This is a genomic window from Haloactinopolyspora alba, assembly GCF_003014555.1.
In the GTDB taxonomy this organism is placed as follows: Bacteria; Actinomycetota; Actinomycetes; order Jiangellales; family Jiangellaceae; genus Haloactinopolyspora; species Haloactinopolyspora alba.
Window position 1 is genome coordinate 146,697 of record NZ_PYGE01000007.1, and the last position, 24,921, is coordinate 171,617.

At 71.5% G+C, this 24,921-nt stretch carries 24 protein-coding genes; 15 read left to right on the plus strand and 9 right to left on the minus strand.

The features are described 5' to 3' along the window. Positions 1-426, minus strand: coding sequence for an alternative ribosome rescue aminoacyl-tRNA hydrolase ArfB (gene arfB, locus CLV30_RS11805; RefSeq protein WP_106537409.1), 426 nt, complete (start codon positions 424-426; stop codon positions 1-3). Positions 427-544: 118 nt separating this feature from the next. Here arfB and CLV30_RS11810 point away from each other — a divergent pair, with 118 nt between their 5' ends. Then, positions 545-823 carry a DUF3817 domain-containing protein gene (locus tag CLV30_RS11810; RefSeq protein ID WP_106537505.1) on the plus strand — a complete coding sequence of 93 codons (279 nt, stop codon included), beginning with the start codon at positions 545-547 and terminating at the stop codon, positions 821-823. Here CLV30_RS11810 and CLV30_RS11815 read toward each other — a convergent pair. Then, a complete protein-coding gene (locus CLV30_RS11815; protein ID WP_165358587.1) occupies positions 789-1,568 on the minus strand; it encodes an SURF1 family protein in 780 nt (259 codons plus the stop codon). The two genes, CLV30_RS11810 and CLV30_RS11815, sit on opposite strands and share 35 nt — an antisense overlap. A 150-nt stretch (positions 1,569-1,718) precedes the next feature. On the opposite strand from CLV30_RS11815, the gene CLV30_RS26440 reads away from it, so the two are divergent. After that, complete coding sequence (locus CLV30_RS26440; RefSeq protein WP_106537411.1) at positions 1,719-2,471, plus strand: hypothetical protein; 753 nt, start codon at positions 1,719-1,721, stop codon at positions 2,469-2,471. Positions 2,472-2,496: 25 nt separating this feature from the next. On the opposite strand, the gene CLV30_RS11825 is transcribed toward CLV30_RS26440, so the two are convergent. From CLV30_RS11825 to CLV30_RS11850, 5 genes are all read right to left on the minus strand, one after another. Further along, positions 2,497-4,053 carry an ATP-dependent DNA ligase gene (locus CLV30_RS11825; protein ID WP_106537506.1) on the minus strand — a complete coding sequence of 519 codons (1,557 nt, stop codon included), beginning with the start codon at positions 4,051-4,053 and terminating at the stop codon, positions 2,497-2,499. A gap of 96 nt (positions 4,054-4,149) precedes the next feature. Continuing rightward, positions 4,150-5,676 (minus strand): S1C family serine protease, encoded by a 1,527-nt coding sequence (locus CLV30_RS25980; RefSeq protein ID WP_129710982.1) that lies wholly within the window; start codon positions 5,674-5,676, stop codon positions 4,150-4,152. Positions 5,677-5,716: 40 nt separating this feature from the next. After that, positions 5,717-7,270 carry a sensor histidine kinase gene (locus CLV30_RS11840; RefSeq protein WP_106537413.1) on the minus strand — a complete coding sequence of 518 codons (1,554 nt, stop codon included), beginning with the start codon at positions 7,268-7,270 and terminating at the stop codon, positions 5,717-5,719. After that, positions 7,267-7,956: a response regulator transcription factor gene (locus CLV30_RS11845; RefSeq protein WP_106537414.1), complete on the minus strand. Its 690-nt coding sequence runs from the start codon at positions 7,954-7,956 to the stop codon at positions 7,267-7,269. Before CLV30_RS11845 ends, CLV30_RS11840 begins: the two co-directional genes overlap by 4 nt. A 97-nt stretch (positions 7,957-8,053) precedes the next feature. Next, positions 8,054-9,460, minus strand: coding sequence for a DNA polymerase IV (locus tag CLV30_RS11850; protein ID WP_106537415.1), 1,407 nt, complete (start codon positions 9,458-9,460; stop codon positions 8,054-8,056). A gap of 182 nt (positions 9,461-9,642) precedes the next feature. Here CLV30_RS11850 and CLV30_RS11855 point away from each other — a divergent pair, with 182 nt between their 5' ends. The 6 genes from CLV30_RS11855 (at position 9,643) to CLV30_RS11880 (ending at position 15,355) form a co-directional block, all read left to right on the plus strand. Then, entirely contained in the window at positions 9,643-10,053 is a 411-nt protein-coding gene (locus CLV30_RS11855) for a universal stress protein (protein WP_106537416.1), read from the plus strand. Positions 10,054-10,071: 18 nt separating this feature from the next. Then, positions 10,072-10,644 carry an HhH-GPD-type base excision DNA repair protein gene (locus CLV30_RS11860; RefSeq protein WP_205740762.1) on the plus strand — a complete coding sequence of 191 codons (573 nt, stop codon included), beginning with the start codon at positions 10,072-10,074 and terminating at the stop codon, positions 10,642-10,644. 7 nt (positions 10,645-10,651) lie between these two features. Further along, positions 10,652-12,259: a SpoIIE family protein phosphatase gene (locus tag CLV30_RS11865; protein ID WP_106537417.1), complete on the plus strand. Its 1,608-nt coding sequence runs from the start codon at positions 10,652-10,654 to the stop codon at positions 12,257-12,259. Between the two features lie 133 nt (positions 12,260-12,392). Then, positions 12,393-13,907, plus strand: coding sequence for an RNA polymerase sigma factor (locus CLV30_RS11870; protein ID WP_106537418.1), 1,515 nt, complete (start codon positions 12,393-12,395; stop codon positions 13,905-13,907). A 53-nt stretch (positions 13,908-13,960) separates the two neighbouring features. Beyond that, the gene (locus CLV30_RS11875) at positions 13,961-14,734 is read left to right on the plus strand and encodes an arginase family protein (RefSeq protein WP_106537419.1); all 774 of its coding nucleotides are present in this window, start codon (positions 13,961-13,963) and stop codon (positions 14,732-14,734) included. A gap of 9 nt (positions 14,735-14,743) precedes the next feature. Beyond that, the gene (locus CLV30_RS11880) at positions 14,744-15,355 is read left to right on the plus strand and encodes a rhomboid family intramembrane serine protease (protein WP_205740763.1); all 612 of its coding nucleotides are present in this window, start codon (positions 14,744-14,746) and stop codon (positions 15,353-15,355) included. 66 nt (positions 15,356-15,421) lie between these two features. On the opposite strand, the gene CLV30_RS11885 is transcribed toward CLV30_RS11880, so the two are convergent. Further along, positions 15,422-15,637, minus strand: a complete 216-nt coding sequence (locus CLV30_RS11885; RefSeq protein ID WP_106537420.1) for a DUF7455 domain-containing protein — start codon at positions 15,635-15,637, stop codon at positions 15,422-15,424. A 280-nt stretch (positions 15,638-15,917) separates the two neighbouring features. Here CLV30_RS11885 and CLV30_RS11890 point away from each other — a divergent pair, with 280 nt between their 5' ends. From CLV30_RS11890 to mnhG, 7 genes are all read left to right on the plus strand, one after another. Then, positions 15,918-18,053: a DNA gyrase/topoisomerase IV subunit B gene (locus tag CLV30_RS11890; RefSeq protein WP_106537421.1), complete on the plus strand. Its 2,136-nt coding sequence runs from the start codon at positions 15,918-15,920 to the stop codon at positions 18,051-18,053. A gap of 125 nt (positions 18,054-18,178) precedes the next feature. Further along, positions 18,179-21,112 (plus strand): Na+/H+ antiporter subunit A, encoded by a 2,934-nt coding sequence (locus tag CLV30_RS11895; protein WP_106537509.1) that lies wholly within the window; start codon positions 18,179-18,181, stop codon positions 21,110-21,112. Then, positions 21,109-21,606, plus strand: a complete 498-nt coding sequence (locus CLV30_RS11900; RefSeq protein WP_205740764.1) for a Na(+)/H(+) antiporter subunit C — start codon at positions 21,109-21,111, stop codon at positions 21,604-21,606. Before CLV30_RS11895 ends, CLV30_RS11900 begins: the two co-directional genes overlap by 4 nt. Further along, positions 21,603-23,234 carry a Na+/H+ antiporter subunit D gene (locus CLV30_RS11905; protein ID WP_205740765.1) on the plus strand — a complete coding sequence of 544 codons (1,632 nt, stop codon included), beginning with the start codon at positions 21,603-21,605 and terminating at the stop codon, positions 23,232-23,234. Before CLV30_RS11900 ends, CLV30_RS11905 begins: the two co-directional genes overlap by 4 nt. After that, entirely contained in the window at positions 23,231-23,797 is a 567-nt protein-coding gene (locus tag CLV30_RS11910) for a Na+/H+ antiporter subunit E (RefSeq protein WP_205740766.1), read from the plus strand. The genes CLV30_RS11905 and CLV30_RS11910 overlap by 4 nt, the downstream gene beginning before the upstream one ends. Next, complete coding sequence (locus CLV30_RS11915) at positions 23,794-24,066, plus strand: MrpF/PhaF family protein (protein WP_106537423.1); 273 nt, start codon at positions 23,794-23,796, stop codon at positions 24,064-24,066. Before CLV30_RS11910 ends, CLV30_RS11915 begins: the two co-directional genes overlap by 4 nt. After that, positions 24,063-24,419 carry a monovalent cation/H(+) antiporter subunit G gene (mnhG, locus tag CLV30_RS11920; RefSeq protein ID WP_106537424.1) on the plus strand — a complete coding sequence of 119 codons (357 nt, stop codon included), beginning with the start codon at positions 24,063-24,065 and terminating at the stop codon, positions 24,417-24,419. The genes CLV30_RS11915 and mnhG overlap by 4 nt, the downstream gene beginning before the upstream one ends. Here mnhG and CLV30_RS11925 read toward each other — a convergent pair. Then, positions 24,416-24,913 (minus strand): GNAT family N-acetyltransferase, encoded by a 498-nt coding sequence (locus CLV30_RS11925; RefSeq protein WP_106537425.1) that lies wholly within the window; start codon positions 24,911-24,913, stop codon positions 24,416-24,418. The two genes, mnhG and CLV30_RS11925, sit on opposite strands and share 4 nt — an antisense overlap. Positions 24,914-24,921 lie beyond the last annotated feature (8 nt).

Genomic DNA, 24,921 nt, shown 5'->3' on the forward strand with positions numbered 1-24,921 from the left:
TCAGCCGTCGTCCGGGCGGCCCCGGAGCCGTTTGGTCCGGCCGCGTTGCTTCTTGTGCTCCACACGGCGGGCACGGGCCGCGCGTGAGGGTTTCGTGGGGCGCCGTGGCGGCGGGGGCGGACGCAGCGCCTCGTCCAGGGTCCGCGCGAGCCGCGCCATCGCTGCCCGTCGGTTGCGCAGCTGCGAACGGTGCTCGGCGGCCACGATCGTCAGCACCCCGTCGTTGAGCCGCTCACCGAGGTGGGTACGGATCCGCTCACGCTCGGCCGCGCCCAGCACGCTCGAGGCCGACACGTCGAACGACAGCTCCACTCTCGAGTCAGTGGTGTTGACGTGCTGGCCTCCCGGACCACCGGAACGCGAGAAGCGCCAGGTCAGCTCCTCGTCAGGGATGACGATCGCGTCCCGCACCCGCACCGGAGCCATGTCGCGATTGTCGCTCACCGGCCGGGCGCGCGTGCCGGACGGGCCCGCGGCGGTGCGCGCGTGTCGTCGCCGATAGGCTCGAGGGGTGCGCCGAGATGCTGTGCCTTTCTACCGCGTGATGGCTTACATCACGGGGGTCTTCCTGCTCGTGCTGTGTGTGGCCATGGTCGTCCGCTACGGTCCCGCCGGCGACCCGACCATGAGCCACATCGTCTCGCCGATCCACGGCTGGTTCTACGTGATCTACCTGGTCGCCACGGGCATGCTGGTGTATCAGCGCAACTGGAAGCCGAGCTGGGCGGTGCTCATCGCGCTGGCCGGAACCATCCCGTTCGCATCGTTCGTGGCCGAGCGCTTCGTGGTCACGAAGGCGCGTGAGACACAGCGGGTGCGTTGATCTCGCGTTTGCGCGTCCGTACGCCCGAGCGCACGATCGACGCCCAGAACACGACTGCCGCGAGGCCGAAGACCCACCACTGCGCCCAGTAGGACAGGTTCTGCCACGGGCTGACGTCGCGGATCGGCGCCACCTCGTCGATGCCGAGCGGCTGCGGGGCCGCCGTGGGAGCGGGGCTCTCGGCGCCGAGCAGCAGGTATCCGCGCAACGCCGTCCGCTCCGGCACGCCGGCGCGCTCGGCGAGCCGCCCGGGCGCGATGTAGGCGACCTGGCCGGGCTCGAGCACCTGGCCGCGGCGGACCGTCGCGTGCTCAGAGGTCTCCGGCGGCAGCAGGTGACCCTCGACCGTGACCGGCCCCGGTGGTACCGCGGTTGCCGCGGCGCCGTCCGCGTCGTCGACCCAACCACGCAGGACGGGAACGACCATGCCGTCCTCGAGGCGCAACGGAGTGACGACGTACGAGCCCAGGACGTTGTCGTGCACCCGCCCCGGCACCAGGCGCTGCTGCTCGGCCAGGTACCGGCCCTCGGCGACGGCCGGCCGCTCGCGCGCGTCACCCAGCGGCTCGCCCGGCTGCGCGAGCTCGGACACCGCTACTGCGGGCTCGTCGCGGACGTCCTGGCGATCCCGGCTGTTCTCGTACACGCCGAACTGCCACCAGCCGAGGACGAGACACACCAGCAGGGCGATGATCATCACGGCATGCAGAGCCATCCACCGTGGCGTCAGCAGGAACCGGTACACGTGTTCACGGTATCCGGCAGGCACGCCGCAAATACGGCCGGATGGCCGACTGATCGGCTCGGCTCCGGCAGGTAAGCTTCGGACCAGACTCGTTCGGGGGCGGGCACAATCCACCAGCGGTGAAACGATCATGATGGAGAGAAGATCGAGATGAGCCGACCACACCCGCTGACCGTGATGAAAGAGTGGGAGTGGTCGCGTACGTGGGACGAGCAACAAGAGATCGTGGACCAGTCCCGTGCCGGCGGTGGCGCCTGGCTGCCGAACGTGGTCGAGACACGGCAATGGGGTGCGGTGCGCTGGACATCGGGCCGTCCTGCTCACGCGTCCGAGTCGGGCCAAGCGGTGCCCGAGACGTTCGCGGTGTTGCGCCCAGGTCTGGACGACCCGGTCCTGCGTGAGCGCCTACCCGAGGTGCTGCGCGACCCGCCGCCGTTGTTCCAGGTCGCCGGTATCGGTGCGCGTCGGCACCAGCTGCTCGGCGCGGCGCCGGGCGCCGTCGTGGGCGCCGCCCTGCTGGGTGTGCTGATCGGCGTGCTCGGCCTCGGCGCGGTCGGGGTCGTCGTGGGCGTGCTGTTGGGCCTCGTCCTCGGCGCCGTCGGCGGCGCGGCCGTGGCGCAGTACCTGCACGACCGTGACCGGTCCGCGGTGTTGAAGGACGGCGAGCGCGTGCGGGTCGTCACCGGCCGTTACGCGCCGACGTCGTGGGCCAGGCTGGTCGAGGCGACGACCGGCCTGGAACGCGCGTCGGCGGGCAGCGACGGACCGGACGACCAGGCGGCGGAGGCCGTGCAGACCGCGCTGTGGGAGGCGGCAGGGCTGCTGCTCAGCTCGTCGGACCACACCGGCGTCGAGGTGCTTGCCGACGGCATGGAGCGGCTGGCGCAGGCCCACCGCGGCTGACCACCGGCTGTGCGGGGCCGGGTGGTCACGGCGTCGTGCCGGCAGGGCGCAGGATGGCGTGTACGGCGCCGACGGTGTCGGCCTCGGCCGGCGGCTTGTCGGTGCGGTGGCGCAGCACGCGCGCGAAACGCAGCGCCATGCCCGCGGGGTACCGCGGTGACGTCTGCACGCCGTCGAAGGCCACCTCGACCAGCAACTCCGGCCGGACGCTGACGACCGGTTGCTGCGTCGAGCCCTCGGCGAGCTCCTGGAGCCGTCGCGTCTGCCAGTCGAGCATGGCGTCGGTCAGGCCCTTGAACGTCTTGCCGAGCATGACGTAGCCGCCCTCGGGACCGTAGTCACCGGCGGGGTCCCGTGCGCCGAGATGCAGGTTGGACAGCCATCCGCGCCGCCGGCCGTGGCCCCACTCGGCGGCGAGGACCACGAGGTCGAGGGTGTGCCGCGGCTTGACCTTGAGCCAGCCCGCGCCCCGGCGGCCCGCCTCGTACGGCGCCGACAACGACTTCACGATGACGCCCTCGTGACCGCGGGCCAGCGCACGGTCGAAGAACGCGCGCGCCTCGTCCGGCTCGGCGGTGACGACGCGCGGCACGACGTGCGCCTCGGGCACCACGCCGGCCATCGCGGCCCAGCGCCGCGGACCGAGCTCGCCGATCAGGTCGGTGCCGTCCAGGTGCAGGCAGTCGAAGACGTAGACCGCCAGCGGCACTTCCTGCCGGGCGCGTTCGACGGCGGTCCGGCTGCTGACCCGTGCCGAGGTGCGCTGGAACGGCAGCGGCCGGCCGTCCCGGTCGAGAGCGATGGTCTCGCCGTCGAGGACCACGGACTCGACGGGCAGCGCGAGCGCCGCTTCGACGATCTCGGGCACCTGCGCGGTGATGTCGTCGAGAGTGCGGCTGTACACGGTGACGTCGCGACCGCGGCGGTGGATCTGCACCCGCACGCCGTCGAGCTTCCACTCGACCGCGGCCTCGCCGGTCCGGGTGAGCGCCTCGTCGATGTCGGCGGCGGGCGCGGCGAGCATCGGACGTACCGGCGAGCCCACCGTGAGCCGGAACGCGGCCAGCCCCGCGGCTCCCTCGGCCAGCACCGCGCCGGCCACCGGCACCAGCGCACCGGCGACGGTCACCGCGCGGCGCACCTCGGCCGGATCCAGGTCCGCCGCCACGGCGACGGCTTCGGTGAGGACGCCGTCCGACGCGCCCTGCCGCAGCTCACCGCTGACCAGCCCGGCCAGTAGCCGTTGCTCGGCGGGGGTGGCCCGGGTAAGCAGCGCCCGGAAGCGCTCGCGCCGCCGGGTCGTGGACCCGGGGCCGGACAGTTGGGCGAGCTCGGCGAACTCGGCATCGACCTCGAGCACGTCCAACCCGGCCTCGGAGGCGGGAGGCGGCATCTCGCGCAGAGCCGCGTACCCCAGACCGGTGCGGCGTTGGCGCAGCTCACCGCTGAGGTAGCTGGTGACGACCGGCGCTTCGTCCGGCCCGGCGCGGCGCAGGCACTCGGACAGGGTGCGGATCTTGGCCAGCCGGCCGGAGACCTCGGCCACCGCGACGGACGTGTCGGCGACATCGTTCAGGAGCACGACAGCCAGTGTGCCCGGTCGCACCGACAGACGTCGCCGCCCCGGCGACCGCGCGATGGCGGCCGGCCGGGGCGGCGGAGCGACGGACGGGCCGGATCAGGTGGTCTCGGTGTCACTGCCCAGGGTCACCTGAGCGGTCTGCTCCTCACCGTCGCGCAGGTACGTCAGCGTCACCTCGTCGCCGGGACGGTACGTGCGGATCGCGGCGATCAGCGAGGTCGCGCTGTTGACCGGCCGGTCGTCGACCGCGGTCACGATGTCACCCTCCTGCAGGCCGGCCTCGTCGCCGCCGCTGCCCGGGTTGACCGACGCGATGTAGGCGCCGCGGGTGTCCTGCGGGTTGTTGACACCGACACCGATCCGCGCGTGCGTGGCCTCCTGGCCGTCCAGCAGCTGCTCGACGATCGGCTTGGCCTGGTCGATCGGGATGGAGAAGCCCAGGCCGATCGAGCCGGAGCTCTGCCCGGCCGTGGCGATGGCGCTGTTGATGCCGATGACCTCGCCGTTCATGTTGACCAGCGGCCCGCCGGAGTTTCCGGGGTTGATCGGCGCGTCGGTCTGGATCGCGTTGATGACCGAGTTCGTGCCGGACTGTTGCTGCTGCTGACCGGCGACGACCGGACGGTTCATCGCCGACACGATCCCGCTGGTGACGGTGCCGTCCAGGCCCAGCGGCGAACCGATCGCGACGACCTGTTGGCCGACGCCGAGGTCGGCCGAGCTGCCGAGCTCGGCCGGGGTGAGGCCGGAGACCCCCTGCGCCTTGATGACGGCGAGGTCCGTCAGCGGGTCGGTGCCGACGACCTCTGCCTCGGCGGTCGTGTTGTCGGCGAACGTCACCTGCAGCGCGCCGCCGCCCTGCGCGGCCGCCGCGACGACGTGGTTGTTCGTCAGGATCTCGCCGTCGGAGGAGATGACCACGCCGGTGCCGCCGGCCTGGCCCATCTGGCTACGCACCGAGATCGACACGACGCTGGGCAGCACCTGGTCGGCGACCTGCTGCACGTCCGATCCGGTGGCGGCGGGCTGGCCGTTGGCGCTGTCGTCGTCGTTGCTGCCGCCCGCCTCGCCGTCCGTCCCGACGTCGAGATCGCTGCGTTCGGCGTTCGACGGGGCCGTCTCGGCCTCGTCGTCGACGAGCTGGGTCACGCCGGCTCCGGCGCCGCCGCCGAGGATCGCTCCGATGGCGAGTCCGGCGAGGACCAGCCGGCCGCGGCCCTTGCGGCGGGGTTCCGGCGCTGTGGTGGTGCCGCTGCCGCCGGGCGGTGGCGTGGCCACCCCGAACACACTCGTGTCCGAGGGCGGTGCGGCGCCGCCGGAAGCCGCGCCGCCGGTCGCTGTGCCGCTTCCGTCCGCGGCGGACCCGGTGGGCGTCGTCGCGGAGGACTCGCCGGTGGCGGGCTGCTCACGCGTGGGTTCGGCACCCGTCGTGTCCGCCTCACCCGCGGGCGGTGTTTCCTGCCCGGCGCTCGTCCACGGACCCGGGCGACCCGCGGGCGAGCCCGCCGGTGTCGACCAGCCGGTCCCGCCGGTGTTCGTGGCCGGCGGTGGAGGCGTGGGCCCCGGTGTCGGTGGCGAAGCCGGACGGTCGTTGCGGCCTGTGTCGTTCGTGTCGTCGCTCATGCCCCTACACTGCCCCCATACGCTGAGAGAACACTGAAATTCAGTCAAGAGCAGACGAAGAAGCTGCTGGCAGGCGCATCGTCAGCCGGGCTCCGCCCGACGGCGACCGGCCGGCGTCCACGCTGCCGCCGTGCCGTTCCGCCGTCGCCTTGACGATGGCCAGCCCGAGCCCGGAACCGGGGAGACCACGGGCCTCGGTGGAACGGTAGAAGCGGTCGAAGACGCGGTCGACGTCCGTCTCGGCGATACCGGGACCCTCGTCGCTGACGTCGAGGGCGCCGTCGCGCAGCGTGACCGTCACAGTGCCGTGCGGCGGACTGAACTTCGCGGCGTTGTCCAGCAGGTTCGTGGCAGCACGTTCGAGCTGGGTCGCGTCGCCGTCGACGGGCGACGAGTGCAGGTCGGCGGAGAACGCGACGTCCGGCGCCCGCCGGCGCACCCGCTCCAGGGCGTCGCGGACCACGTCGGCGAGGTCGATCCGCTCGGCGGCCGCGGCGGGCGGATCCTCGCGAGAGAGCTCGACGAGGTCGCCGACCAGCTGGGTGAGCTCGACCGCCTGGGCACGGGTGTCTGTGATCAGCTGGGCGCGGTCGTCGGCGGACATCCCGCCGCTGGCCTCGCTCTGCGCCAGCAGGTCGAGGTTGGTGCGCATGCTGGTCAGCGGCGTCTTCAACTCGTGCCCGGCGTCGGCGACCAGCCGCGACTGGCGCAGCCGGGCCTCGCGCAGCGCCACCAGCATCGCGTTGAAGGCGTGCGCCAGGCGGGCGATCTCGTCGCTGCCGGTCACCTCGATCGGTTCGAGCTCGCCGGTCTCGGCGACGTGCTCGGCGGCGTCGGTGAGCCGCCGCACCGGGCGCAGGCCGCCGCGGGCGATCGACATGCCGGCCCAGGCCGCCAGTACGATGCCGACACCGCCGGCGATGATGGACACGGTGCGCAGCCGGGCCAGGACCTCCTCGGTCTGCTCGGTCGGCTGGGCGAGAACGAGCGCGAAGTCGGGGGCGGCCGGAACGGCGACCACCCGGAACGAACCTCCGTCGAGTTCGACGGTTCGCACGCTCTCGGCCGACCGGCCCTTGGCCACCGCCAGCTCCGGGTCGCCCATCGGCGGCGTGCTGGCCTCGTTGGCCGCGAACGGCTGACCGTCGGCGCGGAGCAGGCCGATGCGCAGGTCGGCGGCGAGGATCGCCTCGGCGGGCTGCTGCACCAGCATCGCGGGGTCACCGAACGGGGTCGACACCGCCTGCTCGGCGCGATCCAGCAGGCTTTCGTCGACGCTGTCGGTGAGCTGGGCCGACACCGTCAGATAAGCGGCGAGCGCGGTCAGCGTGACGGCCAGCCCGACGCCGAATGCCGCGAGCGCGCCGACCCGGGTGCGCAGCGAAAGACGCCCGACATAGCGCGAGACCCCGCCGCCGACGCGGCCACCGACGGGCCGGCCGGAGTCACCGTCCGCATCGGTGTCGTCGTCTGACCGGCCGGCCGTCGAGCCGTCATCGGGACGAGTCCCGGACCCGGCGGGATGCGGCGCGGCGTCCGGTGGCGGCGGAACGGGTGGGACGTTCCGCTGGTCACGGTCGGTCGTGTCACTCACGGTGGATCCTCGCGCGCGACGTATCCGACGCCCCGCACGGTGTGGATCAGCCGGGGCTCGCCGGCGTCCTCGGTCTTGCGGCGCAGGTACCCGATGTACACCTCGAGGGAGTTCGCCGTGGTGGGGAAGTCGTACCCCCAGACCTCCTCGAGGATCCGGTCCCGGGTCAGCACCTGGCGCGGGTGCTTGAGCAACAGTTCGAGCAGGGCGAACTCGGTGCGCGTCAGGCGGATGCTCCGCGAACCCCTGGTGACGTCGCGGGTGTCGGGGTCGAGGCTCAGATCGCCCATGCGCAGTTCGTGCGACGGTGTGCCGTCCTCGGACGGCGTCGCCCGGCGCAGCAGCGCCCGCAGCCGGGCCAGCAGCTCCTCGAGCGCGAACGGCTTCGGCAGGTAGTCGTCAGCGCCGGCGTCGAGCCCGGAGACGCGGTCGGAGACCTCGTCGCGCGCGGTGAGCATCAGGATCGGCAGGTCGTTGCCGGCCGCACGCAGTGCCCGGCAGGCCGCCAGCCCGTCCATGCGCGGCATCATGATGTCGAGGACGACGGCGTCCGGCGTGGCGGCCGTGATCGACTGGAGCGCTTCCTCCCCGTCGGTGGCCAGCTCGACCTGGTACCCGTTGAACGTCAGCGACCGGCGCAGCGACTCGCGCACGCTCGGGTCGTCGTCGGCGACAAGTACTCGCATGCTCTCAGTGTGCCCGCGCGATGTGAGAAACGCCTGAGAGCCACTCCTCCTGCGGGGAAATGATCACGCTCCGCATGGAATTCCATGCGGAACGTGATCATTCCGAAAGGGCTTGGGGGTGGGGGCGGGCTGGGGAGAGTGCGGGGTCGTCGGCGGCGAACGTGCGCACCGGGCCGGGCGGTGTGCCGGCGGTCTCGAACCGGACGGTGACCCGGCCGAGTCCGCTGCCCCAGACCCAGCCCGGGCCGTGCTCGTCGTGCACGACGTCCATGCCGGGCACCCACGCCTGCGTCTCGTGCAGGAGTTCGCCGACCCGGACGTCACCGGCACGGTCACCGTCGCTCGGCACCGCGTCGGCCGGCGCGTCCTCGCCCGACGCCCCGTCGGTGCGCACGCCGACGAACCCGCCGGCGGACCGCTCGCCGGGGTCCTCGGCGGCCTCCGGCTCGGTGCCGAACAGATCGTCCTGGACCCAGTCGGACAGTCCGGAGACGCCGACGCCGAGCAGCCGGACACCACCGGTGACGTCGATCTCCGACAGCAGGCGGGACGCGACGCGCGACACGGTGCGCGGGTCGTCGGTGGGAGCGGGCAACGTGGCCGATCGCGACAGCGTCGTGAAGTCGTGGAGCCGGGTCTTGAGCGTAATGGTCCGCCCGGAGTGCCCGGATGCGTTCATCCGCTCGGCCAGCTTCTCGGCCAGCCGCGTGACCAGCGCCGCCAGCAGCGTCGGGTCGGTGACGTCACGATCGAAGGTGTCCTCGACGCTGATGGATTTCGATTCGCGCTCGGTGCTGACCGCCCGCTCGTCGCGGGCCCGCGCCAGCCGGTGCAGCATGCCTCCGTGTGCAGCGCCGACCAGGTCGACGAGGTCGGGCTCGGTGATACGGGCCAGGTCGCCCACCGTCTTCACCCCCAGCCGCGCCAGCCGAGCCGCCGTGGCCGGACCGACGCCGGGCAGCGCGCGCACGCTCAGCGGGTGCAGCACGTCGAGCTCGGCGCCGGGCTCGATGACGACCATGCCGTCGGGCTTGGCCTGTTCCGAGGCGATCTTCGCCATGAGTTTCGACGACGCCACGCCGACGCTGGCGGTGACGCCGGTACGTGCGCGGATGGTGGCGCGCAGGTCGTCGGCGAGCTTGCGGACCGGGCCGGGGGAGAGGTCGGGCAGGTCGCTGCCGCCGAGGTCGACGAACGCCTCGTCGAGCGAGAGCGGCTCGAGCAGCGGCGAGATCGCGCGCAACTGGTCCATGACGAACTCGCTGACCTCGCGGTAGACGGCGAACCTGCCGGCCAGGTACGCCGCGTGCGGGCAGCGCGCCCGGGCCTCGCTCATCGACATGGCAGAGCGGACACCGAACGTGCGCGCCTCGTAGGAGGCGGTGGACACCACCCCGCGCGGGCCGATACCGCCGACGATGACCGGCCGACCGCGCAGCGACGGCTTGTCGCGCTGTTCGACCGATGCGAAGAACGCGTCCAGGTCGAGGTGGAGGACGCGCATGACCAGATGGTCCCACAAGGCACCGACACCGCCAGGGCAGCGCGAGGCCGCCCGCGCTGCGAGTACGGCGAATGGCCGCTGCGCGGGTCCGGTGGCGCCGTGTTGCGGTAGCGTTGCGCCGCGACCTGACACGAGCACGACATCCGTGCGGCAGGAGCCGGCGGGTGCGAGAGAAGGATGCGATGACCGCGATCGTCGTGGGGTACGTTCCGAAGCCCGAGGGCCGCGCGGCGCTGCGGCGCGCCGCCGAGGAGTCGAAGCTCCGCGGCGCGCGCCTGGTCGTGATCAACTCGGCCCATGGAGGACGCGACCACGACGGCGAGGAGGCCGCGCGCGCCGACGCCGAACTCGAACAGGCCCGTGGCCAGCTCGCCGAGGCGGGCGTCGAGGCCGAGGTGCGCCAGCTGGTCCGCGGTATGGACGTGGCGGAGGATCTGATCTCGGTGGCCGAGGAGACCGGCGCCGACTTCATCGTCATCGGGCTCCGGCGCCGCAGCCCGGTCGGAAAACTGATCTTGGGGAGCAATGCTCAACGTATCCTGTTGGACGCGCCGTGCCCGGTCCTGGCCGTCAAGGCCGAGGACCTGGGCTGATCGAAGGACGTGCGGATCATGACGACGCTGTACCTGGCGGGCGACGCCGACGCCGACGCGCTGCTGGCCCGCGATCCGTTCGCGCTGCTGGTCGGGATGCTGCTGGACCAGCAGGTGCCGATGGAGAAGGCGTTTGCCGGCCCGGCGGTCATCGTGTCGCGGCTCGGAACCGAGACGCTCGACCCGGCCGTGGTCGTCGACCGCGACCCGGACGAGTTCGCCGAGCTGGTCTCACGTACGCCTGCCGTGCACCGGTTCCCGGGCGCGATGGCGGGCCGGATCCAGAAGCTGGCCTCGTACGTCGTCGAGGAGTACGACGGTGACGCCGCCGCCATCTGGACCGGTGCGCACACGGGCGCGGAACTGCTGCGCCGGTTGAAGGCGCTGCCGGGGTTCGGCGCGCAGAAGGCGGCCATTCTGGTCGCGCTGCTCGGCAAGCAGTTCGACGTGCGGCCGGACGGCTGGCGCGAAGCGGCGGGTGCTTACGGCGAGGAGGGCGCCAGCCGCTCGGTGGCCGACGTGGTCGACGACGAGTCGCTGGCGCGTGTCCGGGCTACCAAGCGCGAGGCCAAACGCGCCGCGAAGGCCTAGGGGACCGATGCGGCCGGCGGACGCGCAACGGCTGCTCGGCGCGCTGGCGGGGGTCGACGCCCCGGTGGGTTTCGCGGTCTTCGATGCGGAGCACCGTTATCTGGCGGTGAACGCGGCGCTGGCCGAGCGTTCCGGGCGCAGCATCGCCGAACACCTCGGCCGGACCCCGTCCGAGGTCCTGCCGGACGCGCTCGCGGCCCACACCGACGAGATGATCGAGCGGGTGCTGCGCACCGGCGAGTCCGTGGAGGCCGAGGAACCGCCCGTTCCGGACGCTCCGAACGCCTACCACCTGCACTCGTCCTGGTACCTCGTCGACGAGGGCCGCGGGCGGGAGGTGGCGATGTTCGTCGTCGACGACACCAGCCATCAGCGCGCCATCTCGTCGCTGCGGCGCAGCCGCGCGCGCAACGTGCGGTTGCTGGAGGTCTCGGACGTCCTGTCCCGCGCTGTGGCCGTGGAGGAGGTCGCCGAGGCGGTCGAGGACATCGGCCGCCGGAGCGTGGGCGCGCTGCGCACCGGTGTCACGTTGATCGGGCAGCGCGGCCCGTACGCGGTGCGGGCGCGGCCGGCCGGCGATCAGGTCCAGGACTGGCCCGAGGACGCCGTCTCGCCGGTGGCCGAGGTGATGCGGACGGGCTGGCCGATGTTCGTCTCGGGTGCCGCGCACGTCCGCGACGATTTCCCCGACCCGCGGTTCCGCGCGTTCCTGGACGCCACGGACGAGCGGGCCTGGGCCGTGCTGCCGCTGACCGTGGACGGTGAGCACGTCGGCGCGGTCCGGTTCGCCTTCGCCGAGGAGCGTGAGTTCGACAGCGACGTGTGCCGGTTCCTGCGCGCGGTCGCGCAGCAGTGCTCGCTCGCGTTCGCCCGCGCCCGGCTGTTCGAGCGGGAACGTACGGCCGCCGTGTCGCTCAGCCAGGGGTTGCTGCCGCGGAGCCTGCCGTCCGTTCCCGGCGTGGAGCTCGAGGCACGCAGCAGGTCGGACGTGGGCTCCGAGATGGGTGAGGACGCGGTCGGTGGCGATTGGTACGACGCGTTCGTGCTACCCGACGGCGCTCTGGGTCTGGCGCTCGGTGACGTCATGGGCCACGGTGTGGCGGCGGCGGCCGAGATGGGCCAGATGCGGTCGGCGCTGAGGGCGCTCGCGCTGACCGACCCGGACCCCGCGGCGGTCCTGCACGGGCTCGATCGGCTGGTGGAGCGCGACGACGTCATCGAGATGCTCACGGTCGTCTACGCGCTGGTCGATCCGTCGTCGGGTGTGGTCTCGGTCGGAGACGCCGGGCACCTGCCGCTGATCCGGATCCCGGCCGCGGGCGAGGTCGAGCTGGTCGACGTGCACGCGGGCACGACACCGGTGGGTGTGGCCGAGCCGCGGTCGTCCCAGTCGGTGCGGCTGTCGCCGGGTGACGTCCTGATCGCGTTCACCGACGGACTGATCGAGAGCCGCCGCCGGTCACTGGAGGACGGGTTCACCCAGCTCCTGCGGTTCCTGGAGGACCAGCGTGGCGCTCCGCTGGGCCAACTGCTGGACACCGTCATCGAACGGATGCGAGTCGACGAGTCGACGGACGACGTCACCGTTCTCGCGCTACGGTGGGCCGGTCGATGAGCCTTGCTCGTCGCGGCAGCAGCACGCGTTCTGGAGTGAACGGGAAGCAACACCTGTGCCAGAATGTTGTGCTGCCGTCGAGCTGCCTTCTTACGAGCCGCTGTCACTCACAACGAACATCGAGAGGTCGTACGTGTCGTCGAGCCCGTCTAGCACCAAGCACGCCCAGATCCTCGAACTTCCGCCGGTTCAGGAGCTCGTGACGCGGGGGCTGGAGTCCGGCTCGGTTACGGCCGAGGACGTCCGCAGTGCTTGCGGGGCCGCCAACCTGCCGATGAAAGAGAGCAGGTTCGTTGTCGAGCATTTGAAGTCGACCGGTATTACCGTCGAGGTAGCTGCTGCGGACTCACGGGGTCCGCGTAAGCGAGTGGCCGCTGCGACGTCCTCACGGTCCGGCGCCGTGGCCACCGCGGCGGCAGGCAACAAGTCCAAGCCGGCGGCCAAGAAGGGCGAAGGATCTGTGAACACGGCGGTGAAGAAGGCGAGTACCGAGGTCGACTCGGACGAGGCCGGCTTCTCAGAAGCGGCTGCTGAAGCGGTTCCCAAGACGTCGCGGTCGAAGAAGAAGGGCAGCAAGGCGGCCAAGCCCGTCGAGGGCAACGGCGTCGTCCCGACCGACATCGACCCCGACCCTCGTGAGCTGGCCGCAGAGGAGGCCCGGGCCGAGGACGAGGGATTCGTGCTGTCGGAGGACGACGACACCGACGAGCCCGAACAGCAGGTGGCCGTCGCCGGCGCCACCGCCGACCCGGTCAAGGACTACCTGAAGCAGATCGGCAAGGTCCCGCTGCTCAACGCCGGCGAGGAGGTCGAGCTCGCCAAGCGCATCGAGGCCGGCCTGTTCGCCGAGGAGAAGCTGGCCACCGAGTCCGAGTCCATGCAGGCCCGGTATCGCGAAGAGCTGGGCTGGATCGCCGAGGACGGGCGCCGGGCCAAGAACCACCTGCTCGAGGCGAACCTGCGGCTGGTGGTCTCGCTGGCGAAGCGCTACACCGGCCGCGGGATGCTCTTCCTCGACCTCATCCAGGAGGGGAACCTGGGTCTGATCCGGGCGGTCGAGAAGTTCGACTACACCAAGGGCTTCAAGTTCTCCACCTACGCGACGTGGTGGATCCGGCAGGCCATCACCCGGGCCATGGCCGACCAGGCGCGCACCATCCGCATCCCGGTGCACATGGTCGAGGTCATCAACAAGCTGGCCCGGGTGCAGCGGCAGATGCTGCAGGACCTCGGCCGCGAGCCCACGCCGGACGAGCTGGCCACCGAGTTGGACATGACGCCGGAGAAGGTCGTCGAGGTCCAGAAGTACGGCCGCGAGCCGATCTCGTTGCACACCCCGCTCGGCGAGGACGGCGACAGCGAGTTCGGTGACCTGATCGAGGACTCCGAGGCCATCGTGCCGGCCGAGGCGGTGTCGTTCACGCTGCTGCAGGAGCAGTTGCACGCGGTGCTGGACACGCTGTCCGAGCGTGAGGCCGGGGTGGTGTCCATGCGCTTCGGGCTCACCGACGGCCAGCCGAAGACCCTGGACGAGATCGGCAAGGTCTACGGCGTCACCCGGGAGCGCATCCGGCAGATAGAGAGCAAGACCATGAGCAAGCTGCGGCACCCGTCGCGTTCGCAGGTGCTGCGCGACTATCTGGACTGATCGCGCGTCCGCCCCGTAGCGGACACGCAGATGGTGGGCGGTTTACTGGTGTCATGACGCCAGTGAACCGCCCACCATCTGTTCTGCTCCCGTACCACCTGGACGAGCACCGGCCCGGGCTGGACGTCCCGGTGCCGCCCGACGTGACCGTCACCGCCGCGCTACCCGCCGGCGACGCCTGGCAGCGGATGGCGGTGCTGTACGAGCAGGTCGCGGCCACGGTGCGGACCGAGGCGGCCGGGGGCCGCACCGTCGTGGTCCAGTCGGGCGACTGCACCACCTCGCTCGGTGTCGTGGCGGGGTTGCAACGGGCCGGCCACGACCCGTCGATCGTGTGGTTCGACGCGCACGGCGACGTCCAGACACTGGAGACGACGGAGTCGGGCTATCTCGGCGGCATCCCGCTGCGGCTGCTGACCGGGTACCGCCCGGAGCTCGTCGCCGACGCGCTCGGGTTGACGCCCGTCGCCGAAGACCGGGTGGTGCTGGCCGGAGCCCGTGACCTCGACCCGCCCGAGCGCGAGTACCTGGAGTCGTCGGCCCTACGGCGCTGCGCGGTCGACGAACTGGACGCCGACCGGGTTCCCGACGGGCCGATCTACCTGCACGTCGATCTCGACGTCGTGGACGCCGCCGAACTGCCGGGTCTGCTGTTCCCGGTGCCGGACGGTCCTTCGGCGGACGATCTCGCGGCGGCGCTGGGGCGGGTGGCGGACACCGGCCGGGTGGCCGCGGTGGGTGTGGGCTGCACGTGGGACCCGGGGCACGGCGCGGCCGAGCGCGTCCGTGCCGTCCTGGAGCCGGTGCTCGCGCGGACGGAGCCCTAGACTGGTGGCGTGTCGTCCTCGGGTCAGGTGACGCCGCGCCGCGAGATCCCGCCGGCGGTCGCGGCGATGGTGCCGGTCTTCGTCATGGTGCTGCTCATGTGGGCGCAAGAGATCGTCGACCTGGTGCCGGGCGTCGACCTCGACCAGTACGGCATCCGTCCCCGTGAGGGCGAGGGCCTGCCGGGCGTGCTGGCCGCGCCGTTCCTGCACGGCGGGTTCGACCATCTGATCGCGAACACCGGCGCGTTCCTGGTTCTCGGGCTGCTCATCGCGGTCACGACCCGGCGGTACCCGGCAGTGACCATCGGCGTGGCGTTGCTCGGTGGGCTGGCGACGTGGCTCGTCGCGGGGGAGAACACGGTGCACATCGGCGCCAGCGGACTCGTGTACGGGTACGCGGCGTTCCTGGTCGCGTGGGGTGTGCTGACCCGCAGGGTGCTCAGCGTGGTCGTGGCGACCGTGGTGGTGCTGATGTACGGCAGTATCGCGTTGGGGGTGCTGCCCGTCCAGCCCGGCGTCTCGTGGCAGGGGCATCTGTTCGGCGCGCTCACCGGCGTGCTGATGGCCTTCGTGCTGCGAGGCCGGCAGGAGCGAGGCCAGGGCGGCACCGACCGCCGGTGAGTGTGAACCGGTCACGGACACGGTCGAACACGCCGTGCCCGTGACCGGGAAGTCACGTGGCGGTGGTCAGTCGTCGACGGGCTCCGGCTTCTCGTGCAGGCGGCTCGTCTCGTCGTGCCACTCCAGAGCGATCGGGCGGAGCTTGGGCTCGTGCCGACGTCCGTGGTGGCCGCAGAAGAGGAGCTCGCCCTCGCTGAGCACGACGCGGATGTATGCCTGGGCGCCGCAGCTGTCGCAGCGGTCGATGGCTTTCAAGGGGCTGGTAGCGAGAGCAGTGGTCACGTCGCATACCTTCCTGTTCGGTGGGCCACCGGGTTCTTACGGTGGTCGTTTCCTGCATCCGTACCAACATGAAATCACCCTCAACGTTTCCCGCGACGCGGGCGCGGCCTGGTTCGCTCTGCGCGTAACGGCCACCGTGTGAGGCTGCTCACGCCGGGTGGGGCGGTGCGTGGGCACGGCCTGCCGAGCCGTAGGCGTGGCTGCCGTGCTTCGTCGCGCTCCGGGCATAGTGTGGCAGCGCTGACGTTCGTCATGTGTATCAGGAGGAGGGCGCCGAGCCGTGACCGCTGAAACGGCCGAGACACGTCTACCCGGCGGGACCGCCGCGGCCCGCGCCGGAAGTGCGAAGCGCGGGGACTACACCGCGCGGCACCTCTCGGTTCTCGAAGGGCTGGAGGCCGTACGCAAGCGGCCGGGCATGTACATCGGCTCCACCGACTCCCGCGGGCTCATGCACTGCCTGTGGGAGGTCATCGACAACGCGGTCGACGAGGCGCTCGGCGGCTACTGCGACCGGGTCGAGGTCATCCTCCGCGCCGACGGCTCGGCCGAGGTCATCGACAACGGCCGTGGCATCCCCGTGGACATGCACACCAAGTCCGGCCTGTCCGGTGTCGAGGTCGTCTTCACCAAGCTGCACGCGGGCGGGAAGTTCGGCGGCGGGTCGTACGCGGCCACCGGCGGCCTGCACGGCGTCGGAGCCAGCGTCGTGAACGGGCTGTCGGCCCGGCTGGACGTCGAGGTCGACAAGGACGGTCGGACCCACGCGATGTCGTTCCGCCGCGGCGAGCCCGGCACCTACGACGGCGACGGTCCCGACGCGCCGTTCACCCCGTTCACCGACCATTCCGAGCTGCGCGTCACCGGCCGGGTCGCCAAGCGGGTCACCGGCACCCGGGTGCGGTTCTTCGCCGACCGGCAGATCTTCCTCGGCGAGGCCGGTTACGACTGGGACGACATCATCTCCCGTGCCCGCCAGACCTCGTACCTGATTCCGGGACTCGAACTGGTGGTCCGCGACGAGCGCGGCGACGAGACGGTCGAGGAGACGTTCCGCCACGACGGAGGCATCAGCGAGTTCGTCGACTACCTCAGCCCGGGTGCCGCGGTGACGGACGTGCTGCGGCTCACCGGCTCGGACACCTTCCGCGAGACCGTCCCGGTGCTGGACGAGGACGGCCAGCTCGTGTCGAAGGACACGGAGCGCACGTGCACCGTCGACGTGGCCCTGCGGTGGGACACCGGCTACGACAACGCGTCGCGGTCGTTCGTCAACGTGGTCGCCACGCCGAAGGGCGGCACCCACGTCACGGGCTTCGAGCAGGGCCTGTTGAAGACGATGCGCGATCAGGTCAAGGCCAACGCGCGCCGGCTGAAGGCCGCGAACGACAAGATCGAGAAGGACGACGTCCTCGAGGGGCTCACGTCGGTGGTGACCGTCCGCCTCGACGAGCCACAGTTCGAGGGGCAGACGAAGGAGGTGCTGGGCACGGCGGCCGTGCGCGGCATCGTCGCCGGGGTCGTCGAGCGCGAGCTCAAGAGCATCCTGACCTCGACCAAGCGCGCGCAGAAGGCACAGGCCACGGCGCTGCTCGAGAAGGTCGTCGCCGCGGCGAAGGCGCGGGTGGCCGCCCGGCTGCACAAGGAGACCGTGCGGCGCAAGAACGCGCTCGAGACGAGCTCGCTGCCGACCAAGCTGGTCGACTGCCGTTCGGCCAACCTCGAGCGCTCCGAGTTGTTCGTCGTCGAGGGCGACTCCGCGCTCGGCACCGGGCGCTCGGCCCGCGACGCCGAACACCAGGCGCTGCTGCCCATCCGCGGCAAGATCCTGAACGTGCAGAAGGCCTCGGTCGGCGACATGCTCAAGAACGTCGAGTGTGCCGCCATCATCCAGGTGCTGGGCGCCGGCAGCGGGCGCAGCTTCGACATCGAGCAGAGCCGGTACGGCCGGGTCATCCTGATGACCGACGCCGACGTCGACGGCGCGCACATCCGCACGTTGCTGATCACCCTGTTCTTCCGGTACATGCGGCCGTTCGTCGAGGCCGGCCGGCTGTACGCCGCGATGCCCCCGTTGCACCGTGTCGAGATCGCGAACCCGAAAAAGGGTCAGGACAAGTACGTCTACACGTACACCGACGCCGACCTCGACCGCACGATGCGCGAGCTGGCGCGCAAGGGCGTGCGGGTCAAGGACACGCCGCAGCGTTACAAGGGACTCGGCGAGATGGACCCGGAGCAGCTGGCCGAGACGACCATGGACCCGCGGCACCGCCGGTTGCGGCGTATCAACGCCGCCGACGGCGAGGCCGCCGAGCGGATGTTCGAGCTGCTCATGGGCAACGACGTCGCACCACGCAAGGAGTTCATCATCGCCGGCGCCGCGGAGCTCGACCGGACGCGCATCGACGTGTGACATCCGTCCGGGAACCGCACAGGCCTGACCCGCAGCCGTTGTGGGTAAGGGCAGGTCGTGCGCGCGCCTCATCACCCGCCGCCGACCGCGGGGCCGACGGAGCCTGACCAGGGCGGCGGCCGATGATGGCGGTGCTGATCGCGGCGCATCTGGCCGCTGCGGCTCTCGCTCCGCTGCTGGCGGGACGGCTGCGCAGCCGGGTTTTCCTCGTGCTCGCGGTGGTGCCGGCGACGGCCTTCGCCTGGCTGGCCGCTCGCGGCGGCACCGTCGCCGGCCCGGACGCGCGATCGATCACCCAGTCCACGGCCTGGGTCGACTCGCTGGGCATGCAGCTGTCGTTCCGTCTCGGCACGCTGTCCTGGGTGATGGCGCTGCTCGTCACCGGGATCGGCGCGCTCGTGCTCGTCTACAGCGCCTACTACTTCCGCCCGGACGAGACCGGCCTGGGCCGCTTCTCCGGGCTGCTGACCGGTTTCGCGGGCACGATGCTGGGCTTGGTCCTCGCCGACGACCTGCTGTTGCTCTATGTCTTCTGGGAGCTCACGACCGTCTTCTCGTACCTGCTCATCGGGCACAACCCGGATCGCAGGGCGAACCGGCGAGCAGCCATGCAGGCGCTGATCGTGACCACGTTCGGCGGGCTGGCGATGCTGGTCGGTGTCGTGATCGTCGGGCAGGCCGCGGGGACGTACAGCATCTCCGGCGTGCTGGCCGACCCGCCGGCGGGCACGGCCGTCTCGGTCGCGGTCGTGCTGTTGCTGGTCGGCGCCGTGTCCAAGTCGGCGCTGGTCCCGTTCCACTTCTGGTTGCCCGCGGCGATGGCGGCTCCCACGCCGGTCAGCGCGTACCTGCACGCGGCCGCCATGGTCAAGGCGGGTGTGTACGTGGTGGCGCTGTTCGCTCCCGCGCTGGCCGGCGTGCTGCCGTGGCGGCCGCTGCTGCTGACGGTCGGCGTGGCCACGATGCTGCTGGGTGCGTGGCGTGCGTTGCGCCAGCACGACCTGAAACTGCTGCTCGCCTTCGGCACGGTCAGCCAGCTGGGGTTCCTCGTGGTGGTGCTCGGGGTCGGCACGCGCTCGGCCGCGCTGGCCGGTGTCGCGATGCTGGTCGCGCACGCGCTGTTCAAGGCGGCTCTGTTCCTGGTGGTCGGCATCGTCGACCACGGCGCGGGCACGAGAGATCTGCGCCTGCTCTCCGGCCTGCGGCGGCGGATGCCGGTGGCGTTCTGGGCCGCGGTCCTCGCGGCGGCGTCGATGGCCGGTGTTCCGCCCCTGGCGGGGTTCGTGGCGAAGGAATCGATCGTCAAGGCTTTCGTGGACGTCGCCCGGACCGGTGACGGCACGGGGATCCCTCCGGTGGCCGGCTGGACGGTCCTGGTCGGCTTGGTGGCGGGTTCGGCGTTGACCGTCGCCTACAGCGCTCGGTTCGTCTGGGGCGCCTTCGCCACCAAACCGGGGGTGAGCGAGCCGGCCGGGATTCACTCGCCTCCGGTGGGGTTCGCGGCCGCCCCGGCGTTGCTCGCCCTGGGCGGACTCGCGCTGGGATTCCTCGGTTCGGCGGAGACGCCCGCGCTGGCGCCCTACGCGGAGCACTATCCGGAAGGAGTGCACCACGCGTCGCTGGGCCTGTGGCACGGTCTCAACCTCGCGCTCGTGCTGTCCGCGGTCTCCCTGGCTGCCGGTGCGGTCATGTACTGGCAGCGCCACGCGGTCGCCCGGGCTCAACGTGGTCTGCGGGTCGGGTACGAAGCCGAGCACGGGTTCCGCAGGACGCTGCGTGTCGTCGACCGGGTCGCCGTGGAGGTCACGGGCGCGACGCAGCGCGGCTCGCTTCCGGTCTATCTCGTCGTCATCTTCGTCGTGGTGATCACCGTGCCGGGCACGGCGCTGCTCATGGCCGGCGTCGGGTCCGTAGACCTGTACGGCTGGGACAACCCCGCGCAACTGGCAGTCGGCGGCGTGCTGGTGGCCGCGGCGATCCTGACGGCGCGATCGGGTCGTCGGCTCAAAGCCGTGCTGCTGGCCGGCGTCACCGGTTACGGCATGGCGCTGCTGTTCATGATGCACGGTGCGCCGGATCTCGCGCTGACGCAGGTACTGGTCGAGACCGTCACGCTGGCCGTGTTCGTCCTGGTGTTGCGCAGTCTGCCGCCGCGGTTCTCCGAGCGGCCGCTGACCAGTACCCGATGGGGCAGGCTCGGCATCGGTGCGTTGGTCGGCGCGCTCATGGCGGGCTTCGCGCTCGTGGCCTCCGCTGCGCGGACCGCGGATCCGGTGTCCGAGACGTTCGCCGAGCGGGCGGAGGCCGAAGGCCGCGGCCACAACGTCGTGAACGTCATCCTCGTCGACATCCGCGCGTGGGACACCATGGGCGAGATCTCGGTTCTCGTCGTCGCGGCCACCGGGGTGGCGAGCCTGGTCTTCCTCATCACCGGCCGGACGGGTCGATGGCGCCCCGACGAGGCCATCGGCAGTGCCCTCGACAGCCATGCGTCGTCGCACCCTGACGGCGGGCGCCCCAGCTGGCTGCGGGCCGGCGGGACACTTCCGCCCGATCGTCGTTCGATCGTGTTCGAGGTGGTGACCCGGCTGGCGTTCCACATCATCGTCGTGTTCTCCGTCTACCTGCTCTTCTCCGGGCACAACATGCCCGGCGGCGGCTTCGCCGCCGGGCTGGTGGCGGGACTGGCGCTGATGATGCGCTACCTCGCGGGTGGCCGGCACGAACTGAACGACGCGGCGCCGGTCGACGCGGGCCTGGTGCTGGGTGTCGGGCTGTTCGTCGCGACCGGCACCGGCCTGGTCCCGCTGGCCGTCGGCGGTGCGGTACTGCAGAGCGCCGTGGTGGACCTGAGCGTCCCACTGCTCGGCCATGTGCATTTCACGACGTCGCTGTTCTTCGACGTCGGCGTCTACCTCGTCGTCGTCGGCCTGATGCTCGACGTCCTGCGGAGCCTGGGCAGCGGCGTGGACCGGCACGGCGACGAGAGCGCGGAGAACGGCCGGGACGAGGCCGACGAGCAACACGCCCAGCAGGAGCGGCTCGGGGAGACGAGATGAGCGTGAACGTCGTGCTGGTCGCCGTGGTGGGCACCTTGTTCGCCGTCGGCGTCTACCTTCTGCTCGAGCGCAGCCTCACCCGGGTGGTGCTGGGGCTCCTGTTGATCAGTAACGGCGTCAACGTGCTGTTCCTGATCGCCTCGGGCGGCGCCGGACAGCCGCCGATCGTCGGATCGAGTGCGCCAGAACGGATGAGCGACCCGCTGCCTCAGGCGCTCGTGCTCACCGCCATCGTCATCACGCTGGGCGTCACGGCGTTCCTGCTGGCCATGGCCTACCGCTCCTGGCAGCTCCACGAACACGACGAAGTCCAGGACGACGTCGAGGACGCACTGATCCGGCGGCGGGCGGAGCGCGACGAGGCGTCGTCCAGCTACGACGACAGCGCCGGCGGAACCCTCGACGAGCGCGGCGCCGACCCGGCCGGCGAGAGCACGCAGGACTCGCGGGACGGCGACGGCGCCCCGATCGGGCCGGAGGGGGAGACACCGTGAACGCTTCCGCACTGGTGCCGCTTCCGGTCATCCTGCCGTTGCTCGGGGCAGGGCTCGCGTTCGCCTTCGGCCGCTCGGCCCGGGCGCAGCGTGTCGTCAGCGTGGTGGTGCTGAGCGTGATCGTGGCCGTCGCCGCGGTCCTGCTGACGCGGGCCGACGCGCACGGGCCGCAGGTGATGCACCTCGGCGGCTGGCACGCGCCGATCGGCATCGCGCTGGTGGCCGACCGGGTCTCGGCGCTGATGCTGCTGGTCTCCGCCGTCGTCGCCCTGTGCGTGCTCGTGTACTCGCTGGGGCAAGGGGTGACGGAGTACGGGCCGGACACGCCGTTGTCCGTGTTCCATCCGACGTTCCTGGTCCTCATCGCGGGGGTGTCCAACGCGTTCCTGTCCGGGGACCTGTTCAACATCTACGTCGGGTTCGAGGTGCTGCTGGCCGCGAGTTACGTGCTGCTCACCCTCGGCGGCACCAGCGGGCGGATCAGAGCGGGAACGATCTACGTGATCGTCAGCCTGGTGTCCTCGGTCATCTTCCTCACCGCGATCGCGCTGATCTACGCGGCCACGGGGACGGTGAACCTGGCTCACCTGTCGGTGCGACTGGAGGACGTGCCGGACGGCATCCGGCTCGCCCTGCAGCTGATGTTGATGACCGGTTTCGCGGTCAAGGCCGCGGTGTTCCCGCTGTGGGCATGGCTCCCGGACAGCTATCCGACGGCTCCGGCGCCGGTGACCGCCGTGTTCGCGGGTCTGCTGACCAAGGTCGGCATCTACGCGATCATCCGCACCCAGACACTGCTGTTCCCCGGCAGCGAGATCTCCGGGCTGTTGATGTGGGCGGCGCTGCTGACGATGCTGATCGGTGTCCTGGGGGCCGTCGCGCAGACGGACGTCAAGCGGATGCTGTCGTTCACCCTGGTGAGCCATATCGGCTACATGGTGTTCGGGGTGGCGCTCTCCGGCGACGACGGGCTGTCCGCCGCGATGTTCTACGTCGTGCACCACATCACGATCCAGACCACGCTGTTCCTCGTGGTCGGGCTCATCGAACGCCGCGGCGGCAGCACCGCTCTGGACCGGCTCGGCGGGCTCGCGCGGAGCTCGCCGGTTCTCGCCGTGCTGTTCTTCGTTCCGGCCATGAACCTGGCGGGTATCCCGCCGTTCCCCGGGTTCCTCGGCAAGGTCGCGCTGATGCAGGCCGGTGTGGAGAATGCGAGCCCCATGGCCTACGTCCTGATCGCCGGAGCGGTCACCACGAGCCTGCTCACGCTCTACGCGATGGCGAAGGCCTGGAACCGCGCGTTCTGGCAGCCGCGGCCGGCCGAGGCCGACGGGTGGCACCGGGACGCCGAGGACGGTGCGGCCGACTCGACCGGTGCGGCGGGCGCTGCCGGCCCGGCGACGGACCTGCACCGCGGGCCCGTGTCGGTCGCCGAACCGGAGGCGGCCGAGCCGTCGCGGCCGCTACAGCTGGCCATGACCGGTCCGGCAGCGGCGCTCGTGCTGGTCGGGATCACGTTGTCGGTGGTGGCGGGGCCGTTGTTCGACCTGACCGATCGTGCCGCCGTGGATCTGCGCGAACGCGCTCCGTACGTGGAGGCGGTACTGCCGCAAGGAGGTGGACCGTGAGTGCCGAGTCCGTGGCCGGCCCGCGCCGGCATCGGTTCCGGTGGCCCTCGGTGCTGGTGCTGACCGCCGTGTGGGTGCTGTTGTGGGGCGAGCTGTCCGTCGCGAACGTCGTCTCCGGGTTGGCCGTCGCCAGCGTCGTCTTCGCGGTCTTCCCGCTGCCGCCGGTCGCCTTCGGCGGGCGGATACGCCCGATCGGCCTGGCTCGCCTGCTCGGGCGCTTCGCCGCCGATCTGGCGGTGGCCAGTGTCGAGGTCGCCGTCCTGGCGCTGCGGACCGGGCGCCGGCCGACGAGCGCGGTCATCCAGGTGGACCTGCGCAGCGACTCGGACCTGTACCTCGTGCTCACCGCCGAGCTGCTCACGCTCCTGCCCGGCAGCATCGTCATCGAGACGCGCCGGTCCACGAGCACGCTGTTCGTCCACCTGCTCGACGTGCGCAACGAGGCGGACATCGAGCGCACCCGCCGTCAGGCTCTGGAGCAGGAGGCACGCGTGATGCACGCGCTGGCCTCGTCCGCCGAGCTGGACGCCTACCGGCGTGCGAGCGAAGGAGCGAACGGATGAGCGCCGTCGCGTGGTCGAGCGCCGCACTGCTGACGGCAGCGGCGATCCTGGTGCTGGTCCGGGTGGCACGGGGGCCGAGCGTGCTCAACCGGGTCGTGGCGATGGAGGTGCTCGTCGTCATCGTCGTCAGCGGTTTCGGCGTGGAGGCGGCGGTCAACCGGCACGCGACGACGTTGCCGATCCTGGCGGTGGTCTCGCTGGTGGGCTTCGTCGGCGCGGTCAGTGTGGCGCGCTTCGCCGCGCCGGACGAGTGGGATGACCGAACGTGAACTGGCACCTGATCGCCGATGTCGTCGCCGGGGTCCTCCTGCTGGCCGGTGCGCTGCTGTCGTTGCTGGCCGCCGTCGGGTTGCTGCGCTTCCCGGACCTGCTGGCCCGGATGCACGCCGGGGCGAAGCCGCAGGTGCTGGGGCTGCTGCTGATCCTCGTCGCGGTGGGGTTACGGCTGCGCAGCCTGCACGACATCGGCCTGCTGCTGGTCATCGGGCTGGCGCAGCTGTTGATCGTGCCGGTCGCGGCGCACATGGTCGGGCGGTCCGCCTACCGTACGGGCGAGGTCGAGCGGGACGACCTGCTGACCGACGAGCTCTCCCCGGCGGTGGACGAGTCCGGGGACGACTAGGGCGTGTCCGCGCCCAGCTCGCGGACGAAGTAGCGCACCGACTTCTCGTGCCCGTCCAGCTCGGACCGGCCGACCTCGGCGAAGCCCATGGCCGCGTGGAACGCGTCGGACGCCGGGTTCGGCGGCTCGAGATTCACCTCCGCGCACAGCAGGGTGTGACCTTCGGCACCGGCGGCGGTGATCACGTCGTCGTAGAGCGTCCGCGCCAGCCCCTTGCCACGTGCGGCGGGCGAGACGACGACCCGGTCGACGTAGACGAACCGGTCGTAGCGGCGGCGGAACCAGCTGAAGTTCTGCCCGTCCGAGTCGCTGTCCTGGTCGAGGGCGATGACCATCGCGGCGGCGTCGTCCGCGACCCGCACCCGCCAGGCGATGCCCAGCAGAACGCGGAACTCGTCCGGCGTGAGCTCGGAGAGTTCGACGGCGTGGTCGTTGTTCAGCTTCAGCAGCGCGGGAACGTCGGCCGGCTGCGGTGGCCTGAGTAGGTGCGTCACTGGTCCAG